Here is a 16,882-nt window from a genome sequence, read left to right as displayed (position 1 = left end):
GGCCGGACCGGCGGGGTGGTTCAGGCCGGCTGGCGGATTTCCCCTCCAGCCGCAGCGCCAGGCTGGTAGGCGTTGCCTGGCGTGTCCTTCTGCCGTTCGGCATCGGTTTTGCGCTTCGGGCAATCCTCGTAGTCGTGGTCGCGCCCGCCGCAGTAGGAGCAGCATTTTGCTGGCGCGTCGGAGCGAAGCATCGTTGCCATGCACAAGAATGCACGAAACCCGACAGATTGCGAAGGCTTGCGCACCGGCAAGGTCGATTTCGCCACGGAACCGCTGCCGCCGCCTGAAAGTTATCTGCTCATTGCAACCGGAGCACAGGACATGGCCGACGACCCGAACCGCTACGAGACCGGAGCGAGGAAATATCCGGCAAAGACGAGCCCCGACGCGGCCGACGAATTTTCGCAGGATGCGGCCGGCAACAAGCCACCTCCCGGCGGCATGGGATTGACCAGGCCGGCTGACGATTTCGACGACAGGACCCTGCATTCGGAGGGCCAGAACCCGCCGCGCGCAGCGATCCGGCCAGACGGCCAGGCCACCGCCAAGAAGCCCGGCAAGGACGCAAGACGATGAACGTCGCCAATCTCCAGCTCGAAGGATTGATGATGGCGATCGCGGCCGTCAACAACGCGCTGGTCCACAAGGGCCTGCTGTCGGTCGACGAGGTCGACATGGCGTTGCGCCGGGCCGAGGCGGCGACGACCAGCGACGAGCGTCTCTATGAAGACATGTCGCCATCCAACCGCGACGCCGTCTGCTTTCCGCTCAGGCTGCTGCAGGCGGCCAACAATGCCCAGGGTGAAACCGGCGTACCGTCCTTTGCCGAACTGGCCAGGATGGTCGGCCGGACCAAGGAGCCCTATAACGACCAGATGTGATGGAGGACGCCATGGCCGACGACAAATCCAAGACCAAGCAGGATCGCAAACTGGTCTCAGGCGAAGAGCCTTACGAGGTCGCTGCCTTTGCCCGCAAACACGGCATACCGCAAAGCGAGGCCGCGACCATCATCAAGCGTTACGGCCCCTCGAGGAGGAAGCTCGACGCGCATATGGCGAGCCGCAACGCCTGATCCAATTCTGGCGGCGGCCGCCGTTCACGCCGGAAGCGTCCCTGCCCTGCCGCCTTGTCGAGAGTATCGGCACCGTCAGCCGTGACCTGTCGGGTTCGCCCCTGTGGGGATTCAACGCCTGGTTTTGACGGCCGCGGAATACTCGCGCAGCGCAACAACTCATTTACCTCGACGCTGTACCAGTCCGGTGAGCAAAGCCGGGGGTCGGATGCAGGAACAATTATTGCGCTACGAATGTGTCATGGAGCCGAACGGCCGTTGGATGGTGTGGGACATCGTTCACGATCTGCCGGCGCAATTTTCGGAAATCGCGCTGATCGGCCTGAGCCGTCGTGAAGCGGTTTCGCTCTGCCGGCTGCTCAACGAGACGAGCCGTTCCGAGACGCGGCAGAGCCGGGCCTCCTGAGAAGCGCGTGCGTCTCAGGCCTGCCCAGGCTAAGAGGATTTTACATGCGATCGACAATATTCGGTCTGGTCCTGCTGCTGCCGGCCGCCGCACCGGCAGAACCGATCGAGACGCAGAAGATCATCACGGCGGCGACCGGCGACTGGAACGGCGACGGCGCCGCCGATCTGGCGATGATCGTCGAGACCGAGCCCGGCCATCCCATGGACCTGTATTTTTTCCTCAAAGATCGCGATGGCGATTTTCTAAAACCTGCCGGGATCGTGCATGATCAGATTGACGGGGAATGGAAGGATTACGACCGGCCGGGCCCCGCCACATCCGACACCGGGCCCGAACTCACTACGCTCCCCAACGGTTCGATCAAGCTCTATATTCCGGCGATGGAGATCGGCAGCGAGCGGACCAACAAGACGCTGACGCTCGCCTGGCGCAACGGCACGTTCGTCGTCGCCGGTTTCGCCTACGAGTATTGGGACTACATGGACGACAATGTTGCCGGCGACTGCGACTATAATGTGCTGACCGGCAAGGGCAAAAGCAGCAAGATGCTGGCGGACGGCACCACCAGGCAAGCGACCGTATCGGTCGAAGGCAAGGTCATCCCGTTCGCGGAATGGACCCCGGGCACTGGCTTCAGCGCTTGCGGAGAGTGAGAGGTTTCGGTTGCCTCACTGCAGCGGCGGCTTCCACAGCAGGCTGTTGCGATCGGCGGACTTGACGCGCAGCCAGGTTTCGCGGCCATCGCGCAGCACCCGGAGCGGGATCTCGGCACCCGCCGGGCCGCTCTTCCAAAGCTTGCGATAAAAATCGGCAAGCCCATCGACCGCCGTGTCGCGAACATCCGAGATGACATCGCCTTGGCGAAGGCCCGCCTGGGCGGCTGGACCGCCCTCGGCGACGCTCATCACCACGACCTTGCCGTCGCTCTCGGCCGAGAAGGCGCCGAGCCACGGCCGCGGCGGCCTGGCGACCTGCCCGCGCGTCAGCAGATCGTCGAGGATAGGCGGCAGAAGATCGATCGGCACCACCATGTTGATGTCGGCGACCTCGCCGTTGCGGCTCATCTGCAGGCGCAGCGAACCGATGCCGAGCAGCCTGCCATCCGCGCCGATGAGGCCGGCGCCGCCCCATGAGGGGTGAGCCGGCGCCGTGAAGATCGCCTCGTCGAGCAGATATTCCCAATAGCCGGCGAATTCCTGCTTGGTGACGATCCGCGCCCGCACGGAGCGGCCGACGCCGTCGGCGAGCACGACGGGATCGCCGATCTTGGCCCTGGAGGCATCGCCGAGCGCAATGGCGGGCAGCCCGAGCGGCGCCAGCGCCTGCACCAGGCCGAAGCCCGACTCCTGGTCGTAGGCGAGCGCATGGGCGGGAACCACGCGCCCGTCCTGGTCGGCCAGCCAGACCTCCTCGGCCTCAGTGATGAGATAGCCGATGGTGAGTACCAGCCCGTCGCCGCGAATGACCACGCCACTGCCCTCGCGGCGGGTGCCAAGTGTATTTGCCGTGAAGGCGTCCTCTGGCACGGTGGCGCGGACGGCCACGATGGATCGCAAAAGGGGTTCGATATTCATGCTTTGGTTCCTGGCAATGTTCGCAGGCTGATATGGGCTATAGGTATGGCGCAGGTGATCAGGCGCAAGAGGCGGCGCCGGCTTTGGCGTGGACCGGCGCCGCGCCGTTCGCGCCGGGGTTTTGCAACAGCGCCGGCAGCCCTATCTGTACCTACGGCTATCCCAAGCTGCCCTATGCAAAGTTCCTCCGCCATTACCCACGTTGATATCGGATATCCTCCCAACCAACCCTTCCAAAGGCCTCCCAAATGAACGACTACGCAACGGACCAATACACGCCGCCAAAAGTCTGGACCTGGAACAAGGCAAATGGCGGCGCTTTCGCCAGCATCAACCGGCCGATCGCCGGCCCGACGCATGACAAGAAACTGCCGGTCGGCAAGCATCCGCTGCAGCTTTATTCGCTGGCGACACCGAACGGCGTCAAGGTGACGATCATGCTGGAGGAACTTCTGGCGCTCGGCCACAGCGGCGCCGAATACGACGCCTGGCTTATCAGGATCAACGACGGCGACCAGTTCGGCAGCGGCTTCGTCGAGGTCAACCCCAACTCGAAGATCCCGGCCATGATGGATCGCAGTGGGAAAAAGCCGGTCCGCATCTTCGAATCCGGCTCGATCCTGCTCTACCTCGCCGAAAAATTCGGCGAATTCCTGCCGACGGAGCGGCCGGCTCGCGCCGAGACCCTGTCATGGCTGTTCTGGCAGATGGGCTCGGCGCCCTATCTCGGTGGCGGCTTCGGCCATTTCTACGCCTATGCGCCGACGAAGATCGAATATGCCATCGACCGCTTCGCCATGGAAACCAAGCGGCAGATGGACGTGCTCGACCGACGCCTCGCCGAAAGCGAGTATTTAGGCGGCAGCGACTATACGATTGCCGACATTGCGGTGTGGCCCTGGTATGGCGGGCTGGCCAAGGGCCGTATGTATGACGATTCCGGCGAGTTCCTGCAGGTGGAGCAGTACAAGAACGTGCAGCGCTGGGCCGACGCCATCGACGCGCGGCCGGCGGTCAAGCGCGGCCGCATGGTCAACCGCACCTTCGGCGAGCCTTCGATGCAGCTGCACGAGCGCCATGACCCCAGCGATTTCGAGACCAAGACGCAAGACAAGCTCGCGGCGGCCAAAAGCTAAGCGGACGACGCGCCGATCTCCCGCCTTGTAGGGGAGATCGGCAGCTTCGGCCGACTGCTCAAGCTCGCCTTCACCGCCGCCATCCACAGCCGGTCGATGTTGGCCAGGAATTTCTCGTCGAGTTTGTCGAGGTGCTTCCAGTACATGCCGTCCTCGAAGAAATAGCCGAGTTCCTTCTCGATCCTGTCGGCCTCCTCCGCCTGATCGAGCCGCAGGCCGGCAAGCATCTCGGCCTTCATTTCCGAAAGCTGCGAGGAAGAAAGCGCGCCGAATTCATCGAGCGTCAGCCGCGGGAAGACCAGCCGGCTGCGCGGCAGGTCGGATAGGTTGACGCACAGGCAGCCGCGCCGAAGCGCATGGATGAGCAGGCGGGCCGACTTCGCCTCGAGGTTGCGCAGGGTGACGTCGTTGCGCAGCGGATCGGCGCGGCCGACGCCGTAAAAATGCGTATTGCCGGGCTGGTCGTAGATCATGTCGCAGCCAAGGAATGCCAGCACGTCCGGCTTCTGACTGTGGATCGTCCAGTAGGCCGCCGTCATCGACATGGTGCCGCCGGCATAGACGAAGCCGCCAAAGCTGTTTTGCGCCGGCACGTAATGCGAGGCGCTGAAGATCTGCGCCTGCTGCAGGGGACCGCCTTGCGGCATCCGCTCCGCCGGGAAATCGCCGGCATGGACGAGGAAATCCCTGTCGGGGCGCACGCGCCAGGCGTTGTTGATGGCGACGATCTTGCCGAAGGCCTGCTTGGGCCAGGCGGCGCAGCGCACGACAGCGGGGGCGCTACCGATCAGCAAGATCACGTTCGGCGTTCCGTCGATCACCACAACCCTCTCGACCGGCCGAAATGCATCTCGATGCCGCCCGGTTGAACGGCTTTATAGCCTCAACGGCCCATCGAAAACACCAGCCGGATTAAGCTGGCATCAACAAAAGGGAGCTTGCCAGCCGGTTGTAAAATGTGGCCTTAGGCACCGTCGTACAAACAGCAGGCAGGTTTTCCCGCTAGCCCAAAAACGACGATATGAGTTGGGCGATATATATTAGTTGACTAAACTAGCGGAACGTCCAATGCACATTCCCAGAACCGAACATGTCCTGTCTAGACCATGATATCTATATGGGACATTACTACATAAGCTGAACGCGACCTCGACGGTTCGGCGGCACAGCCCTCAGACGCCGCGGCTTTGCCTCCGCGCTTTTCGCCCCGGATCCGTAGATCAACCGGACGACGAACAGGAAATATCCAACCTGCATGACGATCAAGGTCAAGATCGTCCAGGCCAGCGTCTTCCAGATTGAACCCGTCGCAAGGTAAGTCGAGATCGCCACGATGGACGATGTGGTGGTCAGCCCCACCAGGAACTGTGGAAAGTTCATGACTTTTCTGCGCCGCCCCGAAACTCGCTACAGCCGGGACGAACTCCCCTAACCCATTACCCCGGACCACGTTTTCACTATTTCAGCAATTGCGCAAGCACCAAATAGAACAGCAGTTAACGCATGCTTCCGTGATCAAGCGCTGCATGTCAGGTCACCAAGGTGGGCTGGCTTGGACGGCGGCTGCGCGTCCCTCCTCCCCAACCAGCTCTCCATACCCCCTCACCGCCCCATCAAGCCCACGTATTCGCCACGTCTCCCCTTCCCGTGCCTCAAGATGGGACGGGCCGAGCGGCACTTTCCCTCCGCCGTCCGGCAGGTCCAGCACGTAGACGGGATTGCAGATGCCCGACAGGCGCGCACGCAAGGCGCTGACCAGCGCCTGGCCCTCGGCGATCGTGGTGCGCCGGTGCGCCATGCCGCGCACGAGATCGCCGTGGTGCAGGTAATAGGGTTTGACGCCAAGGCGATACATCAGCTCGCGGCACAGCTCTTCCAGCACCTCGACCGTATCGTTCACGCCTTTCAGCAGAACGCTCTGGTTCAGCAGCACGAAGCCGCCCTGCCGCAACGTGCGGCAGGCCCGCTCGGTCGCCTCCGTGATTTCGCGTGGATGGTTGAAATGGGTGACGACAGTGACCATCAGCCGGCCCTGCAAGGCTTGAATCAACCCGCCGGTGACGCGCGACGGCAGCGCGACGGGTACGCGAGTGTGGATGCGCAACAGCCGCACATGCTGGATCGCCTCGACACGGGCGCGGATTTCCGCCAGCGCCCTGTCCGGCAGCGATAGCGGGTCGCCGCCGGTCAGGATCACCTCGCGGATTTCCGGATGGGCCGCGATATAGGCGAAGGCCGGCTCCAGCGCCTCGCGCGAAAAACCCCGGCCGATCGAAGTCAGCTGCTCCTTGCGAAAGCAGAACCGGCAATAGACCGCGCATTGATAGGTCGGGAACAACAGAACCCGGTCGGCATGTCGATGCGTCAATCTAGGCACGGGACTGAAGGCGTGGTCGGCGATCGGATCGTCGAGTTCGCCCTCCTGCTCTGCCAGTTCGTCGGGCGACGGGATGACCTGAAGCCGTATCGGATCGGCGGGGTCGTTCCAGTCGATCAGGTCGAGATAGGCCTTGGGAATGCGAACCTTGTGGCGCGTGGCCGCGGCTTCGGCCGCCGCCCGCTCGGCTGGCGACAGCGGCAGCGAATCCAGATCGCCTACATGCCGCACGCCCTCGCGAACATCGTCCCGCCATGCGGCATCCGCCTCGCGAGCGCGCCGGTCATCGGCTGCCACGCCTGCCGCATCGACCGCCATGCTGGCGTCGGGGATGTCGGGATGTGAGGTCATCGCAGGCTCCTTGAATTTCGGGCCGGGGTACAGCATTGGAGCCAGGACTTGAAGGCAATAAGTGGTGTTTGGCCCGGTTGGAGGGCGCGGCAGGAAGCCACAACCGGCCACTGATCAGAACAATCGTCCAACATCGCTGACGCAAAACATTAGCTTGCTCTTATATTAGCTTGAGCGTATACACATAAACGGCCGGTGATCTACCCCCCAACCGGTTAGGCTCGGCGCCAGTTCCCTCCCTACCCCTCAGGTCAACGACGCCGGGCCGCTCGGGCTCGCCCGGTCGCCCGCGGTCGAGACCGGATCGACCTCCTCGATGTCGATCATGCCCCCTGCTCAAGCAGCACCCAGCTGAACATGCCAGCTGAACACATCGGCGATGCCCGCGTCTGTCGGCCTTCCCGTCGCCGGCCGCGGTCGCTAATCTCGGATTGCGAAAAAGCTGGAGAACAGCGTATGGCGAACGACTTGTCGCCAAGGCTTTTGGAGATCGTCAATGCGCTGCCCTTGCGGCAGGGCATGCGAGTGCTGGAGATCGGCTGCGGACCGGGTGCTGCAGCGCGCGAGATCGCGCGCCGGATCGGCGGTGGCCACGTGCTGGCGATCGACCGCTCGGCCAAGGCCATCGCGCAGGCCGGGGCCGCCTCGCGCGCCGAGATTGCGGCAGGCCGGCTGAGCCTTCGCCAGGTCGCCATCGAGGATTTCGAGTTGGAAGCCGATGAGAAGCACTTCGACATTGCCGTTGCGGTGCGCGTCGGCGCGCTGGACGGGCGTCATCCCGAAGCAGGAAAAATTGCCCTGCGACGGCTCAAGGCGGCGTTGACCGCGCAAGGCCGGCTGTTCATCGACGGCGGCGATCCGCTGCGCGAAATTGCGATACATGGCTGAGCACCTTCGTGCTTGGCCTCCGGCATCGAGCGTCTACGTGACCGTAAGCGGCAGAGCCGGCCTCAGCTCCGCAACCCCGGCGCCTCCTGCCCGGTGCGCTCGACATATTCGGTATAGCCGCCGCCATAGGTGTGGATGCCCTCGGGCGTCAGTTCCAGCACCCGGTTCGACAGCGCCGCCAGGAAATGGCGGTCGTGCGAGACGAACAGCATGGTTCCCTCGTACTGCGACAGTGCCGTGATCAGCATCTCCTTGGTGGCGATGTCGAGGTGGTTGGTCGGCTCGTCCAGCACCAGCAAATTGGGCGGATCGAACAGCATCAGCGCCATCACCAGCCGCGCCTTCTCGCCGCCCGACAGCACGCGGCATTTCTTGTCGATCTCGTCGCCGGAAAAGCCGAAGCAGCCGGCCAGCGCCCTGAGCGGCGCCTGGCCGGCCTGCGGAAATGCGTTTTCCAGCGTCTGGAACACGGTGCGCTCGCCCTCCAGCACTTCCATGGCGTGCTGGGCGAAATAGCCCATCTTGACGCTGGGCCCGCGCGCCACCGTGCCATTGTCCGGCTCGGAAGCGCCAGCGACCAGCTTCAGCAGCGTCGACTTGCCTGCGCCGTTGACGCCCATGATGCACCAGCGCTCGCGGCGGCGCACCTGAAAATCCAATCCCTCGTAGATCGAGCGGCTGCCATAGCCCTTGTGCACGTTCTTCAGCGTCACCACGTCCTCGCCGCAGCGCGGCGCCGGCTGGAAGTCGAACGATACCTTCTGGCGGCGCTTGGGCGGCTCGACCCGGTCGATCTTGTCCAGCTTCTTCACCCGGCTCTGTACCTGGGCGGCATGTGAAGCCCGCGCCTTGAAGCGCTCGATGAAGGCGATCTCCTTGGCCAGCATCGCCTGCTGGCGCTCGAACTGCGCCTGCTGCTGCCGGTCGGCAATCGCCCGCTGCTGCTGGTAGAATTCGTAGTTGCCGGAGTAGGCGGTCAGCGAACCGCCGTCGATCTCGACCACCTTGTTGACGATGCGGTTCATGAACTCGCGGTCATGCGAAGTCATCAGCAGCGCGCCGTCATAGTTCTTCAGGAACTGCTCCAGCCAGATCAGGCTTTCGAGGTCGAGATGGTTGCTCGGTTCGTCGAGCAGCATGGCGTCGGGCCGCATCAAAAGGATCCTGGCCAGTGCCACGCGCATTTTCCAGCCGCCGGACAGTTTGCCGACGTCGCCGTCCATCATCTCCTGGCTGAAGCCAAGGCCGTCCAGCACCTCGCGCGCCCGGCCATCCAGCGCGTAGCCGTCGAGCTCCTCGAAGCGGTGCTGCGCCTCGCCGTAGCGGGCGATGATCTCGTCCATCTGGTCGGCCTGGTCAGGGTCGCCCATGGCGTGCTCGAGCTCGCGCATCTCGGCCGCCACTTCGCTGACCGGTCCGGCGCCGTCCATCACTTCGGCAACGGCGCTGCGGCCTTCCATGTCGCCGACATCTTGACTGAAATAGCCGATGGTGACGCCGCGATCGACGGAGACCTGGCCCTCGTCGGGCTGCTCCTCGCCGTTGATCATGCGAAACAGCGTCGTCTTGCCGGCGCCGTTGGGGCCGACCAGCCCGACCTTCTCGCCCCTCTGCAAGGCGGCGGAGGCTTCGATGAAGACGATCTGACGGCCGTTCTGCTTGCTGATGCTTTCGAGACGAATCATGGTTTTCCAGGAAAGGCCAAAGGAGCGTTCCCGCGCCAATACGCGATAGGCCGCGCCGGCGGAAGCCCGCAGTGGTGAGGCGCCCCGCGCCAAATTGTCTGAACCCGCCAGTTGCTTCCCGGCTGGATCAGGCTTTGACGGCGTAGGGATGAGCCGGCGGATCAGCTATCGGTCAGGGCTTTTGTCGTCGCCAGCTTGACCCCGGCGGCGGCAAATGCCGCATTGTGCCGGGCGATGATCTCCGCGGCGGTCTCGCTGGTCTCGCTGGCCGCGTCGAGCGTGCTGTGGGCGTCGGAAACCACGGTGACGCCCAGGCCCGCTGCAAAGGCGCCCTTCACCGTGGCCGCCACGCAGAAATCGGTCTGCGCGCCGATCAGAACGACCTCGCCGGCGCCCTGCCCGGCCACCCATTCTGCAAGGGCGGCATTGCTGAACGCATCGCCGACACGCTTGGCGAAAGTCGGCTCGTCCTCGGCCTGGCCGAGCGCCGGCCACACCGGCCAGCCCGGCTCACCCGGCGCCAGAGGATCGCCCTGCGGCCCGTCATGCCGGACGAAGGCGACTTTGCGCCCGCTGCGCCGCGCCCACTCGATCAGCGCGCGGCTGCGGGCGACCATGCCGTCGGCATCGTGGATCGGCGGTTCGGCGACACCGTCGAACATGCCGGTCTGAAGGTCGATCACGATGAGCGGCGCAGCGGCCGCGGGGCTGGTCCCTGACATGGCCGCGAACATAGCGTTGGTGGTAGGCGGGTCAAGTATACGCGCCGAAGCCGACGCTGGAGCTGCCGATCTCCCCCTTGAGGGCAGGGCTATGGCAGGTGGAAAAGCCGAGGCTTTCGCTCTACGATGTACCCCCACCCCAACCCCTCCCCACAAGGGGGAGGGAGACTTCCGTTGGCACTGACCTCGGCAAATTGCCTGCCTTTCGGCGCCAAAGGGGAAGTTAAAGGCGCGCGGCAGCATTCCCTCCCCCTTGTGGGGCGGGTTAGGGTGGGGGTCCATCTTCGCAAGAATCCAAATGCGGTTGCCCAGCGCAACAGTCGGGGTGTCCAAGCCCCGGCGACGAAATTGGATATCCCGCAATCAATCCGGCGCGCCGGCGAAAAGCACCATCCTATCGCCGCCGCCAGCCGGCCAGTCCCTGATGCTGCGGTCATAGCCGCCGGTCAGCACCGCGCCGGCGGCGGCGAGGCAACCGCATAGATCGGGCCGGACTGGCTGTCGAACATGGCGAGCTGGTTGCCGGTCTGCAGGCGGTGAAACTGAGGCCGTCCGGCACCTCGCGAGCACGCCTCGCCCAGCGCCAGATACGCCTCGATGAAGCAAGCCGTGCCGATCACGATCATGAGGGCTGCAAGCAGCCTGTCACCAAACCTGTTCCTCTGTCCGCTCTGCAATGATGGCGCTCGGCGCCTGGCTTGTCGGTGATGGCTCGAAGTCTACCCCAGCCCGTAGGCAGCTGCCGCAGGCATCGCGGCGTTGCCGGGAGGCCGGTCGTGCGCTAGATCGCTCGCCGAGGATCTCGCTCGAGGCCAGCAATGGACGATTGGAAGCTACCTTGGGACGGCGGTTGTCTGTGCGGCGGGATACGCTTTCGCATCAGCGCCCCGCCCTTGCTGACGACGGCGTGTCACTGCACCGGCTGCCAGAAGCTGAGCGCCAGCGCGTATTCCTTGACCATCGCCGTGCCGAGCGACGGTTTCGTCGTCACCCAGGGCGAGCCGGTGGTCGGCGGCATGCACGGCCCGCACCGGCAGCTCTATTGCCCGCACTGCAAGAGCTGGATGTTCACGCGTCCGCATGGACTGGACTTTTTCGTCAACGTTCGCGCCACCATGCTGGACGAGCACCAATGGTACGTGCCTTTCGTCGAAGTCTTCACGTCGGAAAAGCTGCCCTGGGCTTCGACCGCCGCTACCCACAGTTTCGCAACGCAGCCCGACCTTGAGGGATACGCCCCTTTGATCGAGGCGTTCGCCCGCGAAGCGGCGCGGCCAACCTGACTCGTTGCCGCCCGGAAAGGCGGCGCCAGCCTCCGTGCCTCACTTCAACTCCACCCAGACCGGCGCGTGATCGCTGGCGCCGGTCTCGCCGCGCACGTCGCGGTCGATGCCCGCCGCTACCAGCCGGCGCGACAGCTTCTTGCTGAGCAAGATATGATCGAGGCGCAGGCCGGCATCGCGCGGCCAGCGATTGCGGCGGTAATCCCAGAATGTGTAGAGCGTCTCCGTCGGGTGCTTCTTGCGCAGCGCGTCAAGCCAGCCCTGGTCGAGCAGCCGCTGGAACGATGCGCGGCTTTCCGGCTGGACCAGCGCGTTGTCGTCATAGGAGCGGGTCGGGTAGATGTCGCGCGGCTCGGGCACGATGTTGTAGTCGCCGGCCAGCACCACCGGCAGGCCGGTGTCGAGTAACTTTGCCGCATGCGCCTCCAGCCTTTCGTGCCAGGCCAGCTTGTACTGGAATTTCGGGCCGGGCTGCGGATTGCCATTCGGCGCGTAGAGGCAGGCGACGACGATGCCGTTGACCGCTGCCTCGATGTAGCGCGCCTGCTGGTCACTGTCGTCGCCGGGCAGCGCCTCGCGGGTCAGAACGGGTTCTGCGCCACGCGAAAGGATGGCGACGCCGTTCCAGGTCGGCTGCCCGACCCAAACTGCGCCGTAGCCGGCGGCCGCCAGCGCAGTGCGCGGAAACTGCGTCTGTCTGGCCTTGAGCTCCTGCAGGCAGGCGATGTCGGGTTTGGCGGTGGCCAGCCATGCGAGCAGGTTCGGCAGCCGGCTGTTGATGTTGTTGACGTTGAAGGTGGCGATCTTCATCGGCCTGCTTCAGCGCACGATGCGTTCGGTCCACGCCTTCACCGCATCGGCGAGTGTCTTCAAATGGTCGGCGGCGGAGAAACCGGAAATGCTCTTGCGCGGCTTCAGATCGTGGTCGCCGTCCTCCAGCCAGAGGATTTCGATTGCGTCGGAAAGATCGTAGGTCGCGACCTCGTCCCTCGTGCCGAACTCGTCGCGCGTGCCCTGGACGATCAAAGTCGGCGTCTTGAGGCCGGCGAGGTGTTTTGTCCGAAGCTGCGTCGGTTTGCCCGGCGGATGGAAGGGATAGCCAAGGCAAAGCAGGCCCGAGATCTCGCCCTTCGAAAACATCTCGTCGGCGATCATCGAAGCGACGCGTCCGCCCATCGACTTGCCGCCGATGATCAGCGGACCCTCCACGCCCTTCGCCCGGAGGTCGGCGATCGCCTTGACGTATTCCGGGTTCACCGTCTCGGCGCGCGGCGGCGGCTTGCGGTGGCCGTAGCGGCGAGCCGCCATGTAGTGGAATTCAAAGCGCGCGACGCGGAAGCCGGCTGCGGCCAGCGCCTTGGCGGTGGCGGTCATCGAGGGCGAGTCCATAGGAGCGCCTGCGCCATGGGCGAGCAGGATGGTGATGGCGGCGGTGTCGGGGCCGTCGAAGAGGAAGGTTGTCATGGGGACTCCAACGCTGGTGACCCCTTCTCCCCTTTGTTTGGACTGGGGACATCGCGAACAGATGTGCGAGGACATCGCGAACAGTTTTGCATGCTATCGCGCCAGGACATTGAGGTCGATGGTTTCTATTTTCTGATGTCTGAACCAGGCGTCGAAGACACCGTCTGTGGCGGTGGGCCTGAAGGCGACGGATTTTCCTGTGAAGGCCCTGCACAAACGCATGGTGCGGCCAAGAATGGAGACGAAGCCATGCTGCTGTACGCGGCGGATGAGATCGCCCTTGGCGTATTCGAACGGCTCGACCGTTTCGCGATAAGGGCGCAGCGATGCCCAGTAGCGATCGAGCGGCACGCCGCCGTCCAGCGCATCGTGGGGACGCTGGGCGTTGTAGACATGGCGCCACTGGTCGAATGCGTCCTGGGCCTTGGCGAGATCGGCGAAGGGCGGTCCCTGCAGCGCCTCGGCCTTGAGCGAGCGATGGAAGCGCTCGTCCTTGCCGAGGGTCTGGGGATGGCAAGGCCTGGAGTGGCTGACGGCGATGCCGGTTTCGATCAGCCAGACGGTGAGCAGCGTGAAGTCGTTGCGGCCGCCATCGCCCCAGGGCGGGCCATTATCGGTGGCGATGCGCCACGGCAAGCCATAGCGGCGGAAGGCGGCGACCAGCCGGGCTTTTACGGTTGCGGTGGTCTGGTCGGCGCAGGCCGACAGCGCGACCGAGAAGCGCGAATGGTCATCAAGCACGGTGAGCGGATGCAGGCGGCCGCAACGCAAGGCGACGTGACCCTTGAAGTCCATCTGCCACAGATCGTTGGGGGCGGCATGCTCGAAGCGGATGAAGGACTGCGCTCCACCGCCCGACGTTCCCAACTCAATGCCGTTGCGACGCAGGATGCCGGTTACCGTCGAGGCCGCCGGCGTGCCGATACCCTCGCGGGCAAGCACACGCGCGATCTTGCGTCCACCCCAAGCCGGATGCGCCATACGCACCGCAAGGGCCGCCGCTTCCACCTCCGGCGCGCTGCGCGCCGGGCTCGATCGTGGCCGCCGCGACTGTTCGACCAGCCCAGCCTCCCCCTCGATCCGATAGCGCGAAAGCAGCTTGTGGCCACAGGTCCGGCCGATACCGAAGCGCTGGCACAGCACGCTTACATTCGCTCCTTTCGCCGACGCCAGCCTCACAAACTCCAGCTTCTGCTTCATCACGCTTCTGTCCTCGAATGGCATCCCGAACCCCCTCGCGCAAAAGCGCAAAACTGTTCGCGATGTCCTCGCACATCTGTTCGCGATGTCTCCGGTCCAAACACCCTTGTGGGAGAAGGTGGCCGAGCGAAGCTCGGTCGGATGAGGGGTGTTCCAGGGAACGCCGACGCCTCATTTCTTCCAACACCCCTCAACCGTCTCGGCGCTGCGCGCCGATCCACCTTCTCCCACAAGGGGAGAAGGAGGCGCTACTACCTCACCCTGCCGACATCCGCGCCAGCTGCAAATCGACAAACTGGATGCCCCGCGCGGCCGTGCGCGCCCATTCGGAATTGGCGTCGAGCTCGAGATAGCGCACCCAGCGACGCCGCGCCTCGGCGAGATTGCCGGCGTCGAACTCCAGCCTGGCAAGGTTGAATACCGCATCGGCATAATCAGCGTCCAATGCGATCGCCTTGAGCAAATGGCGGCGCGCCGACGCCACCCGCCCCTCTTCGCTCATCAGCCCGGCGAGATTGAACCAGGCCTCGACGAAGCCGGGATCGAGCTTTATCGCGCGGGCATAGTCGTGCGCCGCCTCGGCCGCGTGGCCGGCGGCGCGCAGGCAGTTGGCGCGGTTGAAGGCGGCGATGGCATCGCTTGGGTCGATGGCCAGGCAGCGCTGGTAGAGCGCCGCCGCCTGCTCGTGGTCTTCAGCCCCTTCCGCCGCCTCGGCATCGGCGAACAGCTCTTCCAGCGTGTCGTCATCCTGCGTTCCCAGATCGAACAGCAGCTGGCCGTCGAGTTCGCTCTGGCCGCCCTCGAGATAGATCGCATCGGCCCGCCCATGCTGTGAGCCGACGGCGAGCGACTTGGCGGTGAGCGAGGCGACCGGGCCCGACCGGTGCACCGAGCGCGCAATCGCCCCCCAGGAGGCGCCACCGGCGACCAGGCCGGCATATTTGCGGGCGAGGATCAGGTCGCGAAAGGAATACGGTTCGCAATCATGCTCGAAGGCATCGAACAGCGACAAAAGGTCGAGATCCTCGCCGGTCAGCCGCGACTGGTCGATCAGCGACTGCCGCGACAGCGCCGAAGCCTCCGGCGCCTTCATCAGGCCGAGCAGGCGCAGGAAGCCGTTCTCGCTGACCAGCTTGCGCCCGGCCGCGCGCTCGGTGACGACGCGGCGCTCAATCTCGGCATCATCGGCCTTGGCGAGGAACGTCCGCCCGAATACCACATGGGTGGTCCGTCTGGTGACTCCGCGCCGCAATTGGCCCTGCCGGCGCTCGATCTCGCGCGCCGCCATGCGAAGCGGAAACGCCGCGAGCGCGCCGATAGTGCCGAAGATCGTGCCAGTAGGCGCCGTCACCCTTTGCTCTTACCGACGGCCTGCAGCAGATTGGCCTTGAGCGGGTTTTCCTTGGCGCCGCCCTTGGCGGACTTTGCTTTGGCTGCCGGTTTCGTCGCCTCATCGGCCTTGCTCTTCGACTTGGCCGGCGGCTTGGCCGATTGGGACAGGCTCGCCTTCAGCGCATCCATCAAATTGATGACATTGCCGCGCTCGGGGGCAGCCGCGATGATCGGCTTGTGGCCCTTGAGCTTCTCGCGGATCATCGCCATCAGCGCGATCTCGTAGCGGTCCTCGTAATTCTTCGGTTCGAAGGTGGTTTCCTTCTGCTTGATCAGCGCCTCGGCCAATTGCAGCATTTCGGGATCGGGGTTTCCGGCCGGGATATTGCCGAAATACTCAGCCGTGCCACGCACTTCGTTCGGATTCCTCAAGGTGCAGACGAACATGCCGTTCTCGCGCGCGCCGATCGTCACCACGCGCTCGCGGCTGGACAGCACCAGGCGGGCGATCGCCAGCTTGCCGGATTTGCGCATGGCTTCGCGCAGCACGGCGAAGGTCTCCTCGGCCATTGCGCCGTCCGGCGCCAGGTAATAGGGCGCGTCCTGATAGATGACGTCGACCGAATGCTCGTCGACAAAGGCCTCTATGTTCATCGTATGATTGGATTCGATGCGTACCGCATCGAGATCGGAGTCCTCGATGATGATGTACTGCTTGTCCTCGTATTCGTAGCCCTTGACCAGGTCCGAACGCTCGACCAGCCCGAGTTCGGGGTCGACCGGCTTCATGTTGATGCGGTTGTGCGTCTTCTTGTGCAGCTGGTTGAAGCTGATGCGCTCGCTGGCGCTGGTCGCCGGATAGAGCCGGACCGGACAGCTGACCAGACTGAGCTTGAGGTAACCTTTCCAACTTGCCCTGGGCGCCATGAAATACTCCTACGCGGCCTTGTGCTGTCGAACTGTTCGCAGCGTTCATTCGTCCGGAGGACGAACGGGGCTGCCGAAATCCTACATTGCCCCTTACAATACCGCCAAATCCCTAGCGAAATCTTCCATCTCGGCTGAGGGGTCGGCGGTGGGACCCGGCGCGAAGATTAATTCAAATTTTCCGGAGCGTCGATGGAGTCTGGAGCCGCGCTCGCAGAACTTGGTTCCTCGCCCCCATGGAATGGGGGAGAGGTGGCTCGGCGAAGCCGAGACGGAGAGGGGGAATGGCGCCCCTTCGCCCACAAGAGAATCTCTTCCTCCGCCGGCGAAGACCCCTCTCCGTCCGCTACGCGGCCACCTCTCCCCGCTTTCGCGCTAGGGCATATACACATCTCGCAGAGCCCATCCATCGGCACAGGCACGGAAGTAGGCCAGGCCGTTGTAGAAGGTGATTGGTCC

Annotated in this window: 21 protein-coding genes; 8 read left to right on the top strand and 13 right to left on the bottom strand. The window is 64.3% G+C overall.

Going from position 1 to position 16,882, the window contains the following annotated elements; translation table 11 throughout:
* Positions 1-20: 20 nt before the first annotated feature.
* Complete coding sequence (locus NKI24_RS31065) at positions 21-200, bottom strand: hypothetical protein (protein ID WP_352453701.1); 180 nt, start codon at positions 198-200, stop codon at positions 21-23.
* Between NKI24_RS31065 and NKI24_RS31060 the strand changes: the two genes are divergently transcribed.
* From NKI24_RS31060 to NKI24_RS31040, 5 genes are all read left to right on the top strand, one after another.
* A complete protein-coding gene (locus tag NKI24_RS31060; RefSeq protein ID WP_352750267.1) occupies positions 199-576 on the top strand; it encodes a hypothetical protein in 378 nt (125 codons plus the stop codon). The genes NKI24_RS31065 and NKI24_RS31060 overlap by 2 nt on opposite strands.
* Complete coding sequence (locus NKI24_RS31055) at positions 573-881, top strand: hypothetical protein (protein WP_352750266.1); 309 nt, start codon at positions 573-575, stop codon at positions 879-881. The genes NKI24_RS31060 and NKI24_RS31055 overlap by 4 nt, the downstream gene beginning before the upstream one ends.
* 11 nt (positions 882-892) lie before the next feature.
* Positions 893-1,075, top strand: a complete 183-nt coding sequence (locus tag NKI24_RS31050; protein ID WP_352750265.1) for a DUF3606 domain-containing protein — start codon at positions 893-895, stop codon at positions 1,073-1,075.
* A gap of 223 nt (positions 1,076-1,298) precedes the next feature.
* Entirely contained in the window at positions 1,299-1,481 is a 183-nt protein-coding gene (locus NKI24_RS31045) for a hypothetical protein (RefSeq protein ID WP_245274654.1), read from the top strand.
* Between the two features lie 44 nt (positions 1,482-1,525).
* Positions 1,526-2,137, top strand: a complete 612-nt coding sequence (locus NKI24_RS31040) for a hypothetical protein (protein WP_352750264.1) — start codon at positions 1,526-1,528, stop codon at positions 2,135-2,137.
* Positions 2,138-2,152: 15 nt separating this feature from the next.
* Here NKI24_RS31040 and NKI24_RS31035 read toward each other — a convergent pair whose 3' ends face one another.
* The gene (locus NKI24_RS31035) at positions 2,153-3,058 is read right to left on the bottom strand and encodes a S1C family serine protease (protein ID WP_023675699.1); all 906 of its coding nucleotides are present in this window, start codon (positions 3,056-3,058) and stop codon (positions 2,153-2,155) included.
* Between the two features lie 248 nt (positions 3,059-3,306).
* Here NKI24_RS31035 and yghU point away from each other — a divergent pair, with 248 nt between their 5' ends.
* Positions 3,307-4,194: a glutathione-dependent disulfide-bond oxidoreductase gene (gene yghU / locus NKI24_RS31030; protein ID WP_352750263.1), complete on the top strand. Its 888-nt coding sequence runs from the start codon at positions 3,307-3,309 to the stop codon at positions 4,192-4,194.
* Here the strand turns inward: yghU and NKI24_RS31025 are convergent.
* From NKI24_RS31025 to NKI24_RS31015, 3 genes are all read right to left on the bottom strand, one after another.
* On the bottom strand, positions 4,191-5,015 hold the full coding sequence (locus tag NKI24_RS31025; protein WP_352750262.1) for a hypothetical protein: 825 nt from the start codon (positions 5,013-5,015) through the stop codon (positions 4,191-4,193). The two genes, yghU and NKI24_RS31025, sit on opposite strands and share 4 nt — an antisense overlap.
* A 307-nt stretch (positions 5,016-5,322) precedes the next feature.
* Positions 5,323-5,574: an exopolysaccharide production repressor protein gene (locus NKI24_RS31020; protein WP_023675695.1), complete on the bottom strand. Its 252-nt coding sequence runs from the start codon at positions 5,572-5,574 to the stop codon at positions 5,323-5,325.
* A 154-nt stretch (positions 5,575-5,728) separates the two neighbouring features.
* A complete protein-coding gene (locus NKI24_RS31015) occupies positions 5,729-6,889 on the bottom strand; it encodes a KamA family radical SAM protein (protein ID WP_502901502.1) in 1,161 nt (386 codons plus the stop codon).
* Between the two features lie 489 nt (positions 6,890-7,378).
* Here NKI24_RS31015 and NKI24_RS31010 point away from each other — a divergent pair, with 489 nt between their 5' ends.
* On the top strand, positions 7,379-7,810 hold the full coding sequence (locus NKI24_RS31010; RefSeq protein ID WP_352453694.1) for an SAM-dependent methyltransferase: 432 nt from the start codon (positions 7,379-7,381) through the stop codon (positions 7,808-7,810).
* A 62-nt stretch (positions 7,811-7,872) separates the two neighbouring features.
* On the opposite strand, the gene NKI24_RS31005 is transcribed toward NKI24_RS31010, so the two are convergent.
* From NKI24_RS31005 to NKI24_RS30995, 3 genes are all read right to left on the bottom strand, one after another.
* Complete coding sequence (locus NKI24_RS31005) at positions 7,873-9,495, bottom strand: ABC-F family ATP-binding cassette domain-containing protein (protein WP_352453693.1); 1,623 nt, start codon at positions 9,493-9,495, stop codon at positions 7,873-7,875.
* A gap of 161 nt (positions 9,496-9,656) precedes the next feature.
* Entirely contained in the window at positions 9,657-10,217 is a 561-nt protein-coding gene (locus tag NKI24_RS31000; protein ID WP_352453692.1) for an isochorismatase family protein, read from the bottom strand.
* Positions 10,218-10,663: 446 nt separating this feature from the next.
* Entirely contained in the window at positions 10,664-10,843 is a 180-nt protein-coding gene (locus tag NKI24_RS30995) for a hypothetical protein (protein ID WP_352453691.1), read from the bottom strand.
* 192 nt (positions 10,844-11,035) lie between these two features.
* Between NKI24_RS30995 and NKI24_RS30990 the strand changes: the two genes are divergently transcribed.
* Complete coding sequence (locus tag NKI24_RS30990; protein ID WP_352453690.1) at positions 11,036-11,500, top strand: GFA family protein; 465 nt, start codon at positions 11,036-11,038, stop codon at positions 11,498-11,500.
* A gap of 39 nt (positions 11,501-11,539) precedes the next feature.
* Here the strand turns inward: NKI24_RS30990 and NKI24_RS30985 are convergent, their stop codons facing one another.
* From NKI24_RS30985 to ku, 5 genes are all read right to left on the bottom strand, one after another.
* Positions 11,540-12,310 carry an exodeoxyribonuclease III gene (locus NKI24_RS30985; RefSeq protein ID WP_352453689.1) on the bottom strand — a complete coding sequence of 257 codons (771 nt, stop codon included), beginning with the start codon at positions 12,308-12,310 and terminating at the stop codon, positions 11,540-11,542.
* A gap of 9 nt (positions 12,311-12,319) precedes the next feature.
* On the bottom strand, positions 12,320-12,964 hold the full coding sequence (locus NKI24_RS30980; RefSeq protein WP_023675686.1) for an alpha/beta hydrolase family protein: 645 nt from the start codon (positions 12,962-12,964) through the stop codon (positions 12,320-12,322).
* A gap of 93 nt (positions 12,965-13,057) precedes the next feature.
* Entirely contained in the window at positions 13,058-14,188 is a 1,131-nt protein-coding gene (locus tag NKI24_RS30975) for an IS481 family transposase (RefSeq protein ID WP_352750260.1), read from the bottom strand.
* Positions 14,189-14,420: 232 nt separating this feature from the next.
* Entirely contained in the window at positions 14,421-15,452 is a 1,032-nt protein-coding gene (locus tag NKI24_RS30970) for a tetratricopeptide repeat protein (protein ID WP_352750285.1), read from the bottom strand.
* Between the two features lie 59 nt (positions 15,453-15,511).
* Positions 15,512-16,423, bottom strand: coding sequence for a non-homologous end joining protein Ku (gene ku, locus NKI24_RS30965; protein WP_352750259.1), 912 nt, complete (start codon positions 16,421-16,423; stop codon positions 15,512-15,514).
* Positions 16,424-16,882: the final 459 nt, after the last annotated feature.

The sequence above is a fragment of the Mesorhizobium sp. M0701 genome, assembly GCF_040320365.1.
Lineage (GTDB): Bacteria > Pseudomonadota > Alphaproteobacteria > Rhizobiales > Rhizobiaceae > Mesorhizobium.
The sequence above is the reverse complement of the archived record's forward strand: the minus strand, read 5'-3'. Positions and strand labels throughout refer to the sequence as shown.